The organism is Rhodococcus sp. NPDC058639 (genome assembly GCF_042717545.1).
GTDB lineage: Bacteria > Actinomycetota > Actinomycetes > Mycobacteriales > Mycobacteriaceae > Rhodococcus.
In genome coordinates this window covers 351,995-368,977 of the sequence record NZ_JBHXRF010000005.1, presented here as the reverse complement: position 1 = coordinate 368,977, position 16,983 = coordinate 351,995, and the positions used below count along the sequence as shown (strand labels likewise).

At 67.3% G+C, this 16,983-nt stretch carries 15 protein-coding genes; 8 read left to right on the top strand and 7 right to left on the bottom strand.

Translation table 11 applies throughout. The features are described from left to right. Window position 1 precedes the first annotated feature (1 nt). Genes ACFWU2_RS12435 through ACFWU2_RS12415 form a run of 5 tightly spaced genes read left to right on the top strand, consistent with a single transcriptional unit; the run spans window position 2 to window position 5,605 of the window. Window positions 2–1,570 carry an AMP-binding protein gene (locus ACFWU2_RS12435; RefSeq protein WP_378606068.1) on the top strand — a complete coding sequence of 523 codons (1,569 nt, stop codon included), beginning with the start codon at window positions 2–4 and terminating at the stop codon, window positions 1,568–1,570. Then, a complete protein-coding gene (locus tag ACFWU2_RS12430) occupies window positions 1,567–2,187 on the top strand; it encodes a TetR/AcrR family transcriptional regulator (RefSeq protein ID WP_378606065.1) in 621 nt (206 codons plus the stop codon). The genes ACFWU2_RS12435 and ACFWU2_RS12430 overlap by 4 nt, the downstream gene beginning before the upstream one ends. Beyond that, window positions 2,184–3,329 carry an acyl-CoA dehydrogenase family protein gene (locus ACFWU2_RS12425; RefSeq protein WP_378606062.1) on the top strand — a complete coding sequence of 382 codons (1,146 nt, stop codon included), beginning with the start codon at window positions 2,184–2,186 and terminating at the stop codon, window positions 3,327–3,329. The genes ACFWU2_RS12430 and ACFWU2_RS12425 overlap by 4 nt, the downstream gene beginning before the upstream one ends. After that, window positions 3,326–4,354: an acyl-CoA dehydrogenase family protein gene (locus ACFWU2_RS12420; protein ID WP_378606060.1), complete on the top strand. Its 1,029-nt coding sequence runs from the start codon at window positions 3,326–3,328 to the stop codon at window positions 4,352–4,354. Before ACFWU2_RS12425 ends, ACFWU2_RS12420 begins: the two co-directional genes overlap by 4 nt. 27 nt (window positions 4,355–4,381) lie before the next feature. After that, window positions 4,382–5,605 (top strand): CaiB/BaiF CoA transferase family protein, encoded by a 1,224-nt coding sequence (locus tag ACFWU2_RS12415; protein ID WP_378606055.1) that lies wholly within the window; start codon window positions 4,382–4,384, stop codon window positions 5,603–5,605. Window positions 5,606–5,623: 18 nt separating this feature from the next. Here the strand turns inward: ACFWU2_RS12415 and ACFWU2_RS12410 are convergent, their stop codons facing one another. The 5 genes from ACFWU2_RS12410 to ACFWU2_RS12390 all read right to left on the bottom strand — a co-directional run bounded on the left by ACFWU2_RS12410 (window position 5,624) and on the right by ACFWU2_RS12390 (window position 10,241). Continuing rightward, window positions 5,624–6,028: a DUF302 domain-containing protein gene (locus ACFWU2_RS12410; RefSeq protein WP_378606052.1), complete on the bottom strand. Its 405-nt coding sequence runs from the start codon at window positions 6,026–6,028 to the stop codon at window positions 5,624–5,626. A 31-nt stretch (window positions 6,029–6,059) separates the two neighbouring features. Next, complete coding sequence (locus ACFWU2_RS12405; RefSeq protein ID WP_378606049.1) at window positions 6,060–6,314, bottom strand: DUF2892 domain-containing protein; 255 nt, start codon at window positions 6,312–6,314, stop codon at window positions 6,060–6,062. 24 nt (window positions 6,315–6,338) lie between these two features. Further along, window positions 6,339–6,608 carry a metal-sensitive transcriptional regulator gene (locus tag ACFWU2_RS12400; protein WP_378606046.1) on the bottom strand — a complete coding sequence of 90 codons (270 nt, stop codon included), beginning with the start codon at window positions 6,606–6,608 and terminating at the stop codon, window positions 6,339–6,341. A gap of 80 nt (window positions 6,609–6,688) precedes the next feature. After that, window positions 6,689–8,875, bottom strand: coding sequence for an MMPL family transporter (locus tag ACFWU2_RS12395; RefSeq protein ID WP_378606043.1), 2,187 nt, complete (start codon window positions 8,873–8,875; stop codon window positions 6,689–6,691). A 673-nt stretch (window positions 8,876–9,548) separates the two neighbouring features. Continuing rightward, the gene (locus tag ACFWU2_RS12390; protein ID WP_378606040.1) at window positions 9,549–10,241 is read right to left on the bottom strand and encodes an SDR family NAD(P)-dependent oxidoreductase; all 693 of its coding nucleotides are present in this window, start codon (window positions 10,239–10,241) and stop codon (window positions 9,549–9,551) included. Window positions 10,242–10,451: 210 nt separating this feature from the next. Between ACFWU2_RS12390 and ACFWU2_RS12385 the strand changes: the two genes are divergently transcribed. The 3 genes from ACFWU2_RS12385 (at window position 10,452) to ACFWU2_RS12375 (ending at window position 14,333) form a co-directional block, all read left to right on the top strand. Next, window positions 10,452–11,165 (top strand): dienelactone hydrolase family protein, encoded by a 714-nt coding sequence (locus ACFWU2_RS12385; RefSeq protein WP_378606037.1) that lies wholly within the window; start codon window positions 10,452–10,454, stop codon window positions 11,163–11,165. A 139-nt stretch (window positions 11,166–11,304) separates the two neighbouring features. After that, on the top strand, window positions 11,305–13,212 hold the full coding sequence (locus tag ACFWU2_RS12380; RefSeq protein ID WP_378606034.1) for a 2-oxoacid:acceptor oxidoreductase subunit alpha: 1,908 nt from the start codon (window positions 11,305–11,307) through the stop codon (window positions 13,210–13,212). Between the two features lie 29 nt (window positions 13,213–13,241). Further along, window positions 13,242–14,333 (top strand): 2-oxoacid:ferredoxin oxidoreductase subunit beta, encoded by a 1,092-nt coding sequence (locus ACFWU2_RS12375; protein ID WP_378606032.1) that lies wholly within the window; start codon window positions 13,242–13,244, stop codon window positions 14,331–14,333. Window positions 14,334–14,355: 22 nt separating this feature from the next. On the opposite strand, the gene ACFWU2_RS12370 is transcribed toward ACFWU2_RS12375, so the two are convergent. Next, entirely contained in the window at window positions 14,356–15,750 is a 1,395-nt protein-coding gene (locus ACFWU2_RS12370; protein WP_378606030.1) for an amidohydrolase family protein, read from the bottom strand. After that, on the bottom strand, window positions 15,747–16,970 hold the full coding sequence (locus ACFWU2_RS12365; RefSeq protein ID WP_378606027.1) for a CoA transferase: 1,224 nt from the start codon (window positions 16,968–16,970) through the stop codon (window positions 15,747–15,749). Before ACFWU2_RS12365 ends, ACFWU2_RS12370 begins: the two co-directional genes overlap by 4 nt. Window positions 16,971–16,983: the final 13 nt, after the last annotated feature.

Here is a 16,983-nt window from a genome sequence, read left to right as displayed (position 1 = left end):
GATGTACCCGGGCCGATACGCAGCCGCGGAACCGGATCGGCCCGCCGTGCACGACGTCGCGACGGGCCGGACGATCACCTACCGTCAGCTCGAGGACTCGTCGGTCCGGTTCGCGCATTGGCTCCGCGCCCACGGTGTCGGAGTCGGTGATCATATCGCCGTACTGTCGGTCAACGACGCGTCGGTATTCGAACTGTATTGGGGTGCCCTGCGATCCGGGGCGTACATCACGTTCGTCAACTCGCATCTGGCCCCCGCGGAGGCCGGGTACATCGTCGACGACTGCGGCGCGACAGTACTGGCGGTCTCGGCGCCGCTCGCACAACTCGCCGAAGAGATCGTCGCGCTCACACCCGAAGTGAAGCACCGGCTCGCCTTCTCCGGTCCGATCACGGGACACCTCGTGTACGAGGACGAAGTTGCAGGATTGCCCACAGAACCACCGGCAGATCAGCCGCGTGGTAGCGACATGCTGTATTCGTCGGGTACCACCGGACGACCCAAGGGCATCAAACCCCCGCTCACCGGTGCCCGGATCGAGGACGAGCCCGGTCCACCGCTCCTGAAGACGGTGCGCGGCTTCGGCTTCGGCGAGGACTCGGTGTACCTGTCGCCTGCGCCGATCTACCACTCGGCACCCTTGCGCTACAGCGTGTCGACCCAGGCGCTCGGGGGCACCGTGGTGCTCATGGAACGGTTCGATCCGGAGCTCGCACTCGAATGTATCGAGCGCTATCGAGTCACCCACAGTCAGTGGGTGCCCACGCATTTCGTACGGCTGCTGAAACTCCCCCGAGAGGTGCGTGACCGGTACGACCTGTCGTCGATGCGGTACGCGCTCCACTCCGCGGCGCCGTGCCCGGTCGAGGTCAAACAGGAACTCATGCGGTGGTGGGGTGAGATCGTCTACGAGTACTACTCCGCGACCGAGGCGATCGGCAGTACGGTGGTCACCCCGCAGGAGTGGCTCCGTAAACCCGGGTGTGTCGGCCGGACCGGGGGACCGGGCACCCTGGGGCTCGCACGGATCTGCGACGAAGCCGGTCACGTGCTCCCCGCAGGAGAGGTCGGGACCGTGTATTTCGAGCGCCGGGACTTCTCCTTCGAATATCACAAGGATCCGGTCAAGACCGAGTCCGCCCGACACCCCTTCCGAGAATCCTGGTATACGACAGGCGATCTCGGATACCTGGACGACGACGATGTCCTGTTCCTCGCCGGTCGTGAGAATTTCACGATCATCTCGGGTGGCGTCAATATCTATCCGCAGGAAGTCGAGAGCGTTCTGGCGCTGCACCCCCTCGTTCACGACGTCGCGGTCGTGGGCGTGCCCGATGCCGATCTCGGCGAGCGCGTCGAGGCGTTCGTGCAGCTTTCCCCGGGCGTTGCGTACACTGACGATCCCGAGCGCGAGATCATCGAGTTCTGCCGGAAACGATTGTCTCTCTTCAAGTGCCCGAGACAGATTCGCATCGTCGAGGGACTGCCGCGCACACCGACCGGAAAGATGGTCAAAGGTGAACTCCGCGACCTCATCGCGAGGTACGGCGACTCCGGGGTGCCGTCGTGAGAGCGCCGTCGCCGAAGCAACGGATCTTCATCGACGCCGGCCGGAGGGAGTTCGTTCGCAACGGGTACGGCTCGTCGTCGATCCGCACGATCGCGCACGAGGCCGGTGTAAGCCTGTCGGCGCTGTACTACCACTACAAGAACAAACAAGAGTTGCTCCTCGCCACGCTGATGGACGGTGTCGACACGTACGACGCCGTGTGCGATGCCGAACTCGCCGAGTCCGGTGACGATGCGATAGAGCAACTGCGCGCTTTCGTGCGCGGTAACGTCAAGTTCCGTACGCAGTTCCCTGATCACGGCCGGATGATCGCCACCGAGGTGCGCAACCTCGAACCGGAAGGCGCGCGACTGTACGAGGAACGACGACGGGCCGGTCGACGCCGGATCCGGGACATCATCGACGCCGGAATCGAGGAGGGTGTATTCACGACCCGTTACCCCGACGACTGCCGCCGGTCGATCCTGGCGATGACCTCCGCCATCGCGAACTGGTACGACCCCACCGGTCCGGATTCACCCGACGTCATCGCCGAACGATACGCAGAACTGTCCTTGAATCTGCTGTGCCCGGGTGGCGTTCCGGTGCCGGCGACCGACGGAAGAGATGAACCATGAGCACACGCTTGGTGCCACAGGCCGGACCCGAGGATGCCGCACTCACCGAACTGCGCGCCCAGGTCCGCACGTTTCTGAAAGAGCAGATCGATGCGGGCGTGTTCGTGCCCGGGATCGACACGTGGCTGACGCGCTGGGACAGCGACTTCACCCGTCGCCTCGCCGCGCAAGGATGGGTCGGCATGACGATCCCGGTGGAGTACGGCGGTCACGGGCGGACCTTCATGGAGCGTTTCGTCGTCACGGAGGAACTTCTCGCGGTCGGCGCCCCGGTCGCCGCGCAATGGGTTGCCGACCGGCAGGCTGCACCGTCGCTGCTGAAATACGGCACCGAAGAGCAGAAGCAACGGTTTCTTCCCGGCATCGCTGCGGGCGAGATCTGCTGGGCCATCGGCATGTCCGAACCCGAATCGGGCTCCGACCTCGCGAGCGTCAAGACGAGAGCCACACAGGTCGACGGTGGTTGGCGGATCACGGGAACCAAGCTGTGGACCTCCGGTGCGCACCACGCCGACGCCTTCTTCGCGCTGGCTCGATCCGCCCCGTTCGACCCGGCGCACCGGCACGACGGCCTGAGCCAGTTCATCGTGTTGCTCGATTCGCCGGGCGTGACGATACGGCCGATCCTGTCGATGTCCGGCGACCATCATTTCAACGAGGTGCAACTCGAGGAGGTCTTCGTCCCCGACAACCTCGTTCTGGGGCAGGTCGGTGCCGGCTGGGAGCAGGTGACGAGTGAACTCGGGTACGAACGGAGCGGACCGGAGAGATTCCTGTCCACCTTCGGTGTGCTCGACGGCCTCGTCCGGGCGGTCGCGGACTGTGCTCTCGAACCCGACACGAGGATCGGGGCCACGATCGCGCGCATCGTAGGTCTGCACTACATGTCCACCGCGGTGTCCGAGTCGCTCGAGCGCGGTGAGAATGCGGAACTCGCGGCGTCCGTCGTCAAGGTGCTCGGCACGAAGACAGAAGGAGACATCGCCGACCTCGCGGACGAGATCACCGGGTACACCGCCACCGATGATCAGCTCCGCAGTCTCGTCCGGACAGGCGTCATGCAACGGCCAGGCTTCACGCTGCGCGGCGGAACCAGCGAGATCCTGCGCGGGGTCATCGCACGAGGATTGGGAATGAGATGACCGAGCCCACCGAACTGCGCGACCTCGCGCAGATGCTGTCCGAAGTCTTCACGGCTGGAGACGACCACCGTGTCGGTGATGTCGTCGAGTTCGACCGCACCCTGTGGTCGACGCTCGGTGAACTCGGGCTGGACCGGTTGACCGGAAACGAATCCGACGGCGGCAGCGGCGCAGGCTGGACCGAGGCAGCGCTACTTCTCGGTGCTGCCGGTGGTTCCGCAGCGGCTGTGCCGGTCGCGGAGAACGACCTGCTCGCGGGGTGGCTGCTCGAACAGGCCGGTCTCCGAGCCGGCAGCGGGGTGCGCACAGCGGCCCTGCTGGACGAGAACGGCGGTGCCTGCCACGTACCGTGGGCACGCTTCGCCGACACGATCGTCGTGTTGTGGCCTGCCGCCGACGCATCGTGGCGAGTCGCGGAGGTTCCGGTCGCGGAGATCGAACTGACCGAAGACGTGAACCTCGCTTCCGAACCGCGCGACCACATTCGGGTCGATACCTCGGCGCTCGCCGGCACCGAGGTACCGGAAATGCTCGCCGAAGAGTTTCGCTACCGTGGCGCACTCGTGCGGGTTCTCGCGTCGGTCGGTGCGATGGACAGAATCCTCGAACTCGTCGTCGAGCACACCACCGCGCGCGTGCAATTCGGCCGTGCCATCGGAAAGTTCCAGGCAGTCCAAGCGCTGGTAGCCGACCTCGCGGCAGAATCGGCGCTCGCCCGTGCCGCCGCCGATGCCGCTGTCGCCGCTGTCGTCGACCACGGCTTCGACAGCGCCCGGACCCGGTTCGCCATTGCTGCCGCGGCGTCGTGTAGCGGACACGCAGCAGCGGTGATCGTGCGTAACGCGCATCAGGCTCTCGGCGCGATCGGCTTCACAATGGAGCACGAACTGCACCGCCACGCGAACAGAATCCTCTCCTGGCGCAGCGAGTTCGGAACGGTGGCGTCCTGGGACGCAGAGATCCTGTGCACCGCGGTCGGCTCGGACGACCTCTGGCCGCTCGTCACCGACGGTCCCGCCGGCTGACGCGTGGCCCCACGAAAGGACGTCTCTGTGACGAAGAATCGATCGGACCCGTCACGCGCGGGGGCCGCGGCCGAATTGCCGCTCGAAGGACTGACGGTGGTGAGCCTCGAGCAGGCCGTCGCGGCACCTCTGGCCACCCGGCACCTCGCGGATCTGGGCGCTCGGGTGGTGAAGGTCGAACGAGTGGGAGACGGCGATTTCGCCCGTGACTACGACAGTGCGGTGCTCGGCCTCGCCGCACATTTCGTCTGGCTCAACCGCGGCAAGGAGTCGTTCGCGGTGGATCTGAAGTCCCCGGCCGGTATCGACGCCGTCACATCACTGATCGCCGGTGCAGACGTGTTCCTTCAGAATCTCGCGCCCGGCGCCGCCGAACGTCTCGGACTCGGCGCCGACGTGCTCCGGGCCGGCCACCCGGAACTGGTCGTGGTGAACATGTCTGGGTACGGCGCCGAGGGGCCGATGCGCGACCGGAAGGCTTATGACCTGCTGGTCCAATCGGAGACCGGCCTGTGCTCGATCACGGGGACGCCCGAGACAGCCGTGAAGACGGGAATCCCGACCTCCGACATCGCCGCCGGAATGTACGCGTTGACCGCAATCCAGGCGGCTCTGCTGCGCAGGCATCGCACGGGGGTCGGCGCGACGATCGACGTGTCGATGTTCGACGCGACGGCGGAGTGGCTGGGCTACCCGATGTACCTGCAGATGTACCAGGACCGGCAGGTTCCCCGCATGGGCTTGGCGCACACGTCGATCGCCCCGTACGACAAGTACCCGACATCGGACGGCGAGATCCTCATCGGTGTGCAGAACGACCGCGGGTGGCGGACGTTGGTGACCGAGGTGCTGGGCATGCCCGAACTGGCACACGATCCGCGGTATTCCACGAACGTCGAACGCGTACGCCGCCGCCACGAGGTCGACAAGCTTGTCGGCGACGCGACGAGCTGTTTCGCGAGCGCCGACCTGGACGAGAAGCTCGCGGCCGCCGGCATTCCCGCCGCTCAGCTGCGGGACCTGCGCGGACTCATCGAACACCCGCAGGTCACCGCCCGGGATCGATGGCGCGAGGTGGAAACCGAGGCGGGCGTGGTGCGAGGGCTCCTGCCGCCGATGAACTTTCGCGATGTCGAACTCCCGATGCGGCCGGTGCCCGCACTCGGACAGCACACCGACACGGTTCTCGCCGGGCTGGGCCTGACGGGCGCGCAGATTGCAGGACTGCGCGAGGCGGGGATCGTCGGCTGACGGTGACGCGGTCGGTGTTCAGTGCTGGGCGGCGAGCGAGTCGATCGCGGCCTGCAGGCGTTTTCCGGCGTCCTCGGCGACAGGCTCGAGTTCGGGCTCTCCGGTGACCTGCACCATCAGCTGCGGGTTCATCGCTTCCACCAGGACAGCGCCTTCGACGGTCGGATCCTCGCGCACGATGACGTTGCAGGGCAGCAGCAGCCCGATCTGACGGTTCACCTCGACCGCGCGGTGCGCGAGCGGCGGGTTGCAGGCGCCCAGGATGAGGTAATGCTCCATGTCCTCGCCGAGCTTGGCCTTCAGGGTGGCCTGCATGTCGATTTCGGTGAGTACCCCGAACCCCTGTTCCTGCAACGCGGTTCGGGTCTTCTCGACGGCGTCGGCGAAAGTGGTCTGCAATGTGGTGGACAGTGCGAGGTTCATGATCGGTCTCCGTTCGCCCCGAAGGGCTGTTTCAGCAGGTTCGGGTGGTTGTCGGCGAGACGCGGCAGCCCGCGCGCTCCAGGCCGGCCTTCTCCATGATCAGGCTTGCGGGGCACCACCCGGCCGCGGAGTAGAAGACGAGGTTGGCGCCCACGAATCCGGTGAGAATCAGCCACCAGGGGGAGAAGGTCAGCGTCAGTGCCACGCTCAGCAGGACCATGACGCCGGCCATGAGCGGAACAACGCGTTCGACGGTCCAACCATCGTGATGTGGAAGGCTTGTCACGGGCATTCCTTTCTTGCATATTCGTCACGCGAGGGCGAGGAAGAGCTTCTCCAGTTCGGCTTCGCTCATGGGTTCCTTGCCGTCGTCGGGTTCCCCGGTGAGGCATTCGCGTAGACCGACGGCCACGATCTTGAATCCGGCCTTGTCGAGCGCACGCGACACCGCGGCGAGCTGTGTCACCACGTCGGTGCACTCGCGACCGTCCTCGATCATCGAGATCACTCCCGCGAGTTGCCCGTGTGCCCGACGCAAACGGTTGAGCACCAGTGCGATGCTCTCGTCGTTCCCCACCATCGCGACTCCCTTCAAATGTACTCCATTATACCCCAGGGGGTATGCGGTGGCGGGTTGACTCCCGCCACGCATACCTCGGGTCAGCTGTGCGAGAAACTGATGGCAGGCAGGATCCGGCGCAGCCAGGCCGGCGACCACCAGGCTGCGTGGCCGGTCAGGCGCAGCAGCACCGGGAGCAGCACGAGGCGGATGAGGACCGCGTCGAGCAGGACGGCGACACCGAGGATGATGCCCATCTCCTTCGGCGGCAGCGGTTCGGCGAAAGCGAACGTGAAGAACACCGCCACCATGACAGCCGCCGCGGCAGCGATGACCCTGCCGGAATGCGCCAGGCCCATGACCTGGGCGACCTTCGGGTCACCCGACTCCTCGTAGTGCTCCTTGGCGGTCGAGAGCAGGAACACCGTGTAGTCCATCGCGATGGCGAAGATCATCGCGAAGAAGAACACGGGTCCCCAACCGTCGAGGAAGCCCTGCGGGGTGAAGCCGAGAAGTCCGGCTCCGTGTCCGTCCTGGAAGATCAGCTTGGCAACGCCGAACGCCGCCGCGGTCGAGAGGAGGCTGACCAATGTGCCCAGGATGGCGATCAGCGGGGCCTGCAGCGCGACCAGCAGCAACAGGAATCCGAGGGCGAGGATGACGCCGACGATCACCGGAAGATAGTCGTTGAGCGCCTGCTGCAAGTCGAGGTTCTCTGCGGGTGCACCGCCGACCAGGGCCTCGGACGGCAGGTCGGAACGCAATCGATTTACGATCGAGCCCATCGCGTCGTCCGATGGGTCGACGTTCGGGACGGCCTGCAGCATCACGTAGTCGGAACCGTCCATCGCCGGCATCGGTGGGGTGACCATCGTGACGCCTTCGGTCGCCCGCGCCGTGGCCGCTGCCGAGTCGGCGTCGGCCGCCGGGCTGATGATCTGGAGCATTCCCGGTGCGCCGTCGCCCATCTGGGCCTGGACGAGTTCGTAGCCCTGGCGGACGGGCGCGTCGGTGGGAACGACCTGGATCGAGGGCATCGCAACCTTGAGCCCCAGTACCGGAATCGAGAGTGCGATCAGCACCAGAAGCGACCCGATGGCGAACGGCCACGGATGCTTGTGCAGCAGGTTGCCCCATGCCTCGAACTTCGGAGACCGGTGCTGCTGCCGCTTGGCGTAGGGGAGCGAACCGGCATTGACCTTCGCGCCGATCTTTCCCAGCACCGCGGGGAGCAACGTCAAGGTCGCGGCAAGGACGAACGTCACCGCAAGCATGATCCCTACGGCCATCGTCCGGACTGCGGGAGCCGGCACCAGGAGCACCGCGGACAGGCTCACCAATACCGTCAGGCCCGACAACACGACAGCCTTGCCGGCGGTGTCCATCGTCTCGGCCACCGCGGCGCGCGGGTCTCCGCTCTTGCTCAGTGCGTCCCGGAACCGCGCAACGATGAACAGGGCGTAGTCGATACCGAGCGCGAGTGCGAACATCATCGCGAAGTTCATGGCCCACACCGAGATCGGAGTGACCGTGTTGAGTAGGACCAGTCCACCCGCCGAGGCCACGAGCCCGGCCAGCGTCAGCAGCAGCGGCAGTCCCGCGGCGACGAGGGAGCCGAACGCGAGCACCATGATCGCGAGCGTCACGGGCCAGGAGAACAGTTCCGCCTTGATCATCGCGTCGTGGTTGGCCTCGTTGAAGTCACTCCAGAGCGCGGACGCCCCGGTCGGGTAGACCTCGATGCCGTCCCCGGACAGGGCGGTGAGTTCGGCCTTCAATTCGTCGACGGCCTTGACCATCCCGTCGGTGCTCGCGTTCGCGCCCGCGATCAGGATGCCGGTGTGCCCGTCGGGGCTGATCGACATCCCGGGTTGGGGTGCGATGACCGCGCCGAACCGGGGGTCGTCGGCGAACACCGCGGTGGCCTCGCCGAGGACTTGCTGGACAGCGGGATCGGAGACCTGCTCGGTGTCCGAGTGCACGACCACCTGGACCGCGGCAGAGGAGTTGCCGCCGAAGTGCTCCTGGGCGAGCTCGCGGACCTGCACGGATTCCGAGCCGTTCGCCTGCCAGCCGGCGCCGGCGAGTGAGCTGAACACAGTGGGGGCTGCGGCACCGAGTGCGATCAGGGCGATCAGCCACGCGCCGAAAACCCATTTCGCGTGCGTGGCCATGACCGCGCCCATGCGTGCCAGCACGCCGCCCGCCCCCTTCGGAGGGGCGGTCCCCGGCTTCTGTGTCGTTGTCCCCGGCGACCGATCGCCGTCGACAGCGTGCTTGCTGTTCATATCTTGCGAAGCTCCTTATACGGGTGGGGGTATTTATCCGAGCGCAGTGCACCCCGGGAAATTCGCAGGGGTCGACGCGGACGTCCTGGGGTGCTCGACTGCGGTCGCCGGTACGAGGGTATACCCCAGGGGGTAATTTAATGCCCCGGGGGGTACCCGGCGGGCGTGGGGGTCGGACGGCGCGAAGTCGACAGCGCGAAGGGGATGGGCCTCGGGACGAGAGATCGCGGGCCCCGGACAGTCCGGAAGGTTCACGGACTGTCGTCGGTGGTGTTGTGTGTTCCGGGGGCGGGTAGGGCGGCCCCCGCATCGGCGAGGCGGGGCCGCCCGATCGTCTTTACGTCGGTCAGCGACCGAAGAGTCGGCCGAAGAACCCGGGCGTGGAGTCGGTTGCGGCGTCCGTCGTGCATTCGCAGCGACGGGAGGCGGGAACGGACTTCATGACGCTGTCCACGTGCGCGCCACACCCGCCCCAGGTCGTCTTCTTACAGGTCGAGCAGGTGACGGGGTAACACACAGGGGCTCCTTCGAGGTTGGGGATCCGTTCCACCATACCCCCAGGGGTATCCTCGCGCGAGGTGTCTGTTGCCACAGGTGCTCCGTCCTTGAGCCCATTGCCCTCGCTGTGCGGCGCCCTGGCTTTTCCAGGGCCCGTGTCTGCGCGCCTGCGCCGTCAGCCGACGTTCGTGACGGGGATCAGCGCGCCCGTGACGGGCGAGCCCGCGTCGGAGATCAGGAACTCGATCACCTTGGCGACGTCGGCCGGCTGCGACCACTTGCTGGTATCGGCGTCGGGCATTGCCGCGCGGTTGGCAGGCGTGTCGATCACGACGGGCAGCAAGGCGTTGACCCGGATGTGGTCTTCGCGGTACTCGAGTGCCATCGTCTCGACGAGAGCGGAGACCGCTGCCTTCGAGGCGATGTAGGACGCGCCGCCCGGGAACGGGCTGCGCGTCGCGGCGGTGGAGATGCAGACGATCGATCCACCGCCGCGACGGATCAGGTGCGGCAGCGCAGCCTGGCTGACGGAGTACGCGGTCCGCAGGTTGAGGTCGAGCTGGGAGTCGAGGACCTCGATGGGTGTCTCGTGGACCTTCGGACCCGAGGCGAATCCACCGACGAGATTGACGACGCCGAACAGCGGCGCATCCGGATCTTCCCCGGCGACCGCCAGCGCATCTTCGAGTTGCTGGTCGTCGGTGAGGTTCGCCTGCACGAGATGCAGGTTGGGGTGGGTGCCGACGCGGCTGAGTTCTTCGCGCACGAGCCAGGGCACGACTACTCGCCACCCGCTATCGAGCAGGTGTTTCGTCACGGCTGCTCCGAGACCGCCGGTGCCGCCACTGACCAATACGGTGCGAGTCATGCCACCGCCCCTTCCTGACAGGTTCGCTCGGTCGCCGGGAGGCTCCGAAGTACTCTCGGCATCGGTCGCCGAGGTGATGAGAGCCACACTATCGCAAACGGAAATGGAATTCTCCAAATTTTTCCGGCGATGAGATCGGCATCGGCTCGGACTCCGTACGAAGATCGTCACGGGCCGGAGTTCCGGCCCGACACCGCGAAGGGACCATCCGTGACCGACATCGAAGCGAACTTCCTCCACGTCGGAGAACTGCGCGCCTACCTCGCCCGGCCCACCGGAGGCAGCACCGGCGCGATGCTGCTCCTGCCGATGATCACCGGTATCGGCGCCCAGGTCCGCGAATACGCCGAGGACATCGCGCGCGCCGGGGCCACGGCGCTCGTGTGGGACCCGTGGCACGGGCCGAGCGCCGACGACACCCCGCAAGACCGACTCGCCGAGATGATGGGCCGACTCGACGACGAGGCGTCCCTCGCCGAGATGGGAACGCTGCTGGACTACGCCTTCGACGAGTTGGGCGTGTCGAAGATCGGCGTGATCGGGTGGTGCCTCGGGGGCCGCCTCGCGCTGCTCCTCGCCGCACGCGACGAGCGGCCCGCCGCTGCGGTCGCGTATCACCCCTCCATCTGGGACGCGGCTCCGCCGAACCACACCCTCGATGCGGTCGAACAGGCCTCGACGATCACCGCGCCGGTCATGGTGCTGCACGCCGGCGCCGACACCGTGATGTCCGCGGAGACCTTCCGTGACCTGCAGCAAGCGCTCCAGCAGCGCGGAACCGGGGCAACCATCGTGCACGTCTACCCGGGTGCGGAGCACGGCTTCAGTGCGCGGTCACGACACGGCAACCAGGTCAATGCGGACGCCTACGCGCTCTCCTGGCCGCAGGTACTGCGCTTCGTCGCCGACACCACGCTCGGCTGAGCCGCGCGGCCGGCCGACACGCAGTTCGGGGCGGCCCGGACGAGAAAGTTCCGAGAACGGGTTGCGGAAATGCGCATGAAGACGACCATGGAGCACACCCGACCCCCAGCGCACGCCGGGGGAAGAAGGAGCCGACCGTATGACGTCGAGACCGACCGTCAGGAAGCTGGAACAAGTCGTCATCCGCATCGCCGGTGACTCCGGCGACGGTATGCAACTTGCCGGTGATCGCTTCACCGCCGAGGCCGCCGCGTTCGGCAACGACCTCGCCACCCAACCCAACTTCCCCGCCGAGATTCGCGCACCCCAGGGCACACTGCACGGCGTCTCGAGCTTTCAGATCCAGATCGCCGACTACGACGTCCTCACCGCGGGGGACCGGCCCGACGTGCTCGTCGCAATGAATCCGGCCGCATTGAAGTCCAACCTTGCCGACCTGCCTGCGGGTGGAATCCTCATCGTCAACAGCGACGAGTTCACCAAGCGCAATCTGAGCAAGGTCGGATACGACGGCAACCCGCTCGAGACCGACCTCGTCGAGCCGTTCGTAGTTCACGCGATCCCCATGAGTACCCTCACCGCAGGCGCGGTCGAGCCGTCCGGTGTCGGGAAGAAGGACGCCCACCGCGCCAAGAACATGTTCGCGCTCGGAGTGTTGTCGTGGATGTACGGGCGCCCACTGGCCCCTGTCGAGGAATTCCTCGAGCGTAAGTTCGCCGCGAATCCGGACATCGCGCAGGCCAACATCCTGGCGCTGCGCGCGGGATGGAACTACGGCGAGACCACCGAGGCGTTCGCCACCACCTACGAGGTGGGCAAAGCCGCGTTACCGCCCGGGCGATACCGGCAGATCACCGGAAACACCGCACTCGCGTACGGCCTCGTCTCCGCCGGACGGTCCGCGGGGATGGACGTGTTCCTCGGGACCTATCCGATCACCCCGGCGTCCGACATCCTGCACGAACTGAGCAAACTCAAACGGTTCGGTGTGCACACCTTCCAGGCCGAGGACGAGATCGCGGGGATCGGTGCTGCGATCGGCGCGTCCTACGGCGGATCCCTCGGCGTGACCAGCACGTCGGGCCCGGGTCTCGCCCTGAAGTCGGAAGCAATCGGCCTTGCAGTGATGACCGAGTTGCCGCTGATCGTCGTCGACGTGCAGCGAGGGGGACCGTCCACCGGTCTGCCCACCAAGACCGAGCAGGCCGACCTGCTCCAGGCGCTGTTCGGCCGCAACGGGGAATCTCCGGTCGCCGTCGTCGCGCCGCAGTCCCCGTCCGACTGCTTCGACGTGGCACGGGAAGCGGCGCGCATTGCCGTCACCTACCGGACGCCGGTGATGGTCTTGTCCGACGGCGCGATAGCGAACGGTTCGGAGCCGTGGCGCATTCCGGACGCCGACGCCCTCCCGGCCATCGAACCCGGATTCGCCACGCCGCCGGAGGACGGCGACGCCGGCCACCTGCCCTACGCGCGGGACCCCGAGACCCTCGCCCGGGACTGGGCGATCCCGGGTACCCCGGGCCGAGAGCACCGCATCGGCGGTCTCGAGAAGGCCAACGGCACCGGCGACATCTCGTACCACCACACCAATCACGAACTGATGACCCGGGTTCGGGTCGCCCGCATCGCGGGTATCGCCGTACCCGATCTCGAGGTCGACGACCCCGGCGACGACGCGGACATCCTGGTCCTCGGCTGGGGTTCGTCCTACGGACCTATCGGGGAGGCCGTCCGCAGGGCACGTCGCGGGGGCCATTCGGTGGCCCGGGCACACCTTCGTCATCTCAACCCGATGCCCGCGAACCTCGGTGACGTGCTCGGCCGGTACCGGCGGGTACTGGTGCCGGAGATGAACCTCGGTCAGCTGTCCATGATCCTTCGGGCACGGTACGACGCGGACATCCAGCCGGTGACCAAAGTTGCCGGCATGGCGTTCCGCGCCGACGAACTCCACGAGGCGCTGCTCGACGAGTTCGAGGACGGACTGCGCAGCGCCGAATCCGCAAAGACCCCAGCCGCGGTGGCGGCCGTCGTGACACGCTGACGCGCCACCGAAGATCGGAGATCCGACAGATGACGGGAACGATGCACAACGGCACGGCCCACGAGACCGGTGCGGTCGGAAGGGATCTGGGTCTCAGTGGCCTCGCCCATGTACCCCGCACCGACGTGCCGCAGAAGGCGAAGGACTTCACCACCGACCAGGAGGTCCGGTGGTGTCCCGGATGCGGCGACTACGTCATCCTCGCGACCGTGCGCAGCATGCTGCCGCAGTTGGGGCTCGCGAGAGAGAACATCGTGTTCGTGTCGGGTATCGGATGCTCGTCGAGGTTCCCGTACTACCTCGACACCTACGGCGTGCATTCCATCCACGGTCGCGCGCCGACACTGGCCACCGGACTGGCCGTCACCCGTCCCGACCTGTCGGTGTGGGTGGTCACCGGTGACGGCGACGCACTCTCGATCGGCGGCAACCACCTGATCCACGCGCTGCGCCGCAACGTGAACATGCGGATCTTGTTGTTCAACAACAGGATCTATGGACTGACCAAGGGTCAGTACTCACCGACCTCCGAGGTCGGCAAGGTCACCAAATCCACACCCATGGGCTCGGTCGACGCCCCGTTCAACACGATGTCGCTCGCGCTCGGAGCGGACGCGAGTTTCGTTGCCCGTGCGCTCGATTCGGACCGGGAAGGATTGACGGAAGTGTTGCGCGCCGCGGCGCATCACCGAGGTGCGGCGTTCGTCGAGATATTGCAGGACTGCCCGATCTTCAACGACGGGTCGTTCGACGTACTCCGGAAGGACGGCGCCGGCTCCCGGTTGATCCACGTGCGGCACGGCGAGCCGATCATCTTCGGAACCGACGACGAACTCTGCGTCGTGCGACGCGGTTTCGGTCTGCGAGTGGCGCAGCGTGCCGACGTGGACCCCGGCGACATCGTGGTCCACGACGCGCACACCGACGACCTCGAATACGCCTACGCCCTGTCGCGGCTGTCGGACCAGAATCTCGAGTACACGGTCACCGGGATCGTACGGGCAGGACGGCGGCCGGCATTCGACGACGGTGCGCGCGACCAGGTGGCGCGGGCGAAAGCCGAGGCGCCCGCAGACCTCCAGCAACTCCTCGACGGCCCCCACACCTGGACCGTGTCCTGACGACTCTCCCCACCTTCCGGCATCATCCGTGCACGACACGACCGCCGATGACGGTGGCACGCACCGTAGACGACGACGACGGCGCCGCGAGAACGTCGGCGAGAGGTGCGCGGAGGAGCACCACATCTCCGGGTCGCCCGATCCGGATCGTCCTCGGTTGCCCACCCGGATCGTCTGCGGCCGAGAGGAAACCGGCGAGCGCCTGGGAAGGATCGAGAATCTCGGGGTGTCCGAGGACCGCGCCCGACTCGGTCGTCCGTGTCGTGGCGGCCTCGATAATCCGCCACGGGTCGAGCGGCCCGTACGGGGCGTCGCTCGACAGCGCGAGAGGTACGCCCGCGTCGAGCAGGCTGCGGCATCGGTACAGGTCGCCGAGGTCCCGGGGGTCCACGTCGCGGAGGTAGCTGTCGCCACGATCGGCGAGGAACCCGGGCTGGGACACGACCCGCAGACCGAGCAGGCGCAGATCGTCGATCGATTCAGGGGGTATGAGAGCACCGTGCTCGATCCGGTCACCGGGACGGGCACCCACTTCGGTGAAGGCGGCAAGCAGGATTGCGAACGCTTCTCTGCTCACACAGTGCACTGCGACCCCGCGCCCGGCGGCGTGCACGCTTCGGATCGTCTCGGCGAGCGCGTGGAGGTCTGGGAGCCCGGAATCGGCGAGCACGATCTTGTAGGGACCGGAGGTGAGAGTGCCGCTGGGGGAGACGAAGCCGGACGGTGCACCGAGAAGATGCAGGCGCTGGGGGAGAGCACCGACGACGTGCGCGTCCGCGAGAGCGGTGAGCGAGCTCGGTGACAGGTCCGGTGTCGCGTCGGTGAGGCCGGTGACCCCGTACGCCGCGAGCTGGGCGCCGATCGCATCGAGCGGGGGTGGCGCGGTGGGGGGCAACCGGTCGCGTAACCAGGTATCGGCGCGCCACACGCGTCCAGTCGGGCGCCCGTCGCCGTACCGTTCGACGCCCGGATGGTCGGCGGTATCGAGTCGGGCGAGCGCCGCGGCCGCGGAGTTCAGGACCCAGAGTGCGCCGCTGCGATGCTGCACCCGCACCGGACGTTGCGCGTGCATCAGGTCGAGAGCCTCGGAATCGAGTTCTCCCGCTACGGATTCGAAGTAGCCGACTCCGCGGACCGAGTCACCCGGTGCCGTCCGCAACACTCGCGCGAGGTCGTCGGCGGTACGGACCTGCGGGGGTCCGCAGCGCACCGACAACCGTTCGGCAGCCGTTGCATGCAGGTGGATATGGTGGTCGTGCAGGCCCGGTACGAGTGCTCCGCCACCACCGTCGATCACGTCGGTGTTCTCGGCCGGTTCGAGCCCGATCCCCACCTCGGCGATCACCCCGTCCCGGATCACGACCGCCGAACCGGGAACACCGTCGAGTTCGACGTCGCGCAGCATCAGCGACGTCATCGACGGATTCCCAGTTCTCCCAGTAACTGTGCGGTGTCCCGTCCCGATCGAGCGGCCTCGCCGTGCGGTTCACGTGGGCACGGTGGGGCGATCTCCACCGGGTCCGTTTCCGCGTCCACCCACCACCGGTCGTCGCGCCGATATGCCTGCGGTGCAGGAGAATGCGATGCGTCCAACGTTGCTGCGACGACGGCGGACATCGACACGTCCCACAGCACGCCGGACCCGTCGGCGGGGGCCGACAGTGCAAGGGTTGCGGCGGTCAGTCCGGTGAGGGGATCGGCGAACGCATCACCCACGAAGACCGGACCGTGCGCGTCGTGGGCGACCAATCCGGCGCTCGCGGCGACATCGTCGCCGAAGCCGACGCGCATCGACCCGCGACCGTGCGCGGTGATCGACACCCACGTGCCGCCGCGCGCCACCACTGTCTCGGCGTCGAGCCCGAAACCGGCGAGGGCACGGGGACGCGACGCCTCGACGACGATGTCCGCAGCATCGACCAGGGCGGCCAGTTCCCGGCGTTGCCGGTCGTCGGACGGGTCCAGCACCACCGATTCGTGGCCCCCGTGCAACAGGCGATAGAACTCGGAGTTGCCGCGTCGTGCTCCGTCGGGCCGATCGGGCGTCTCGACCTTCACGACGCGTGCCCCCGCCAGTCCCAGCACGTGAGCGCACAGCGGACCGGCCCACAGAGCGCTGAAATCGACGACGAGCAGTCCGTCGACCGGCCGTGATTCCAGTGGCACGGGCGGCGTACCGGTGGGCGGCGTCACCGGTCCGGCGGCGATGCCGAGCAGTTCCGCGCGGTCGGCGAGTTCTGTGCCGGTGTGGCCGGCGAGCCACGCCGTGACGGCCGGCCATGGATCGTCGCCCACGTCGGCGCCGACAAGTGCGCCCAGAAGCAGGGGGTCGCCGGGACGTGCGCACGACACCGCTGCCCACCCGTCTGCGGTGGGCAACAACCGGCACGCTCCGCCCACCGACGTGGCGCCGGCCCTGCGGGCGCCGGTGAACGCGGCACGCTCGGACAGCAGGTGGGCGCCGTCGAATTGTACCGATCCGGCGGTGGCGGACGCGATCCGTGCCGTCAGTTCCCTCGCCGTGGTTGCCGCCCGGCCCGGTGGGATCAAGGGCGGACCCTCGAGTCTCCCGGTCAGAGAAGCAATTCCGCTCTCCGCCCAGTCCCTGACCGGGTCGTCAGCGGGGGAGGAGGGCATGAGCGTGATGCTA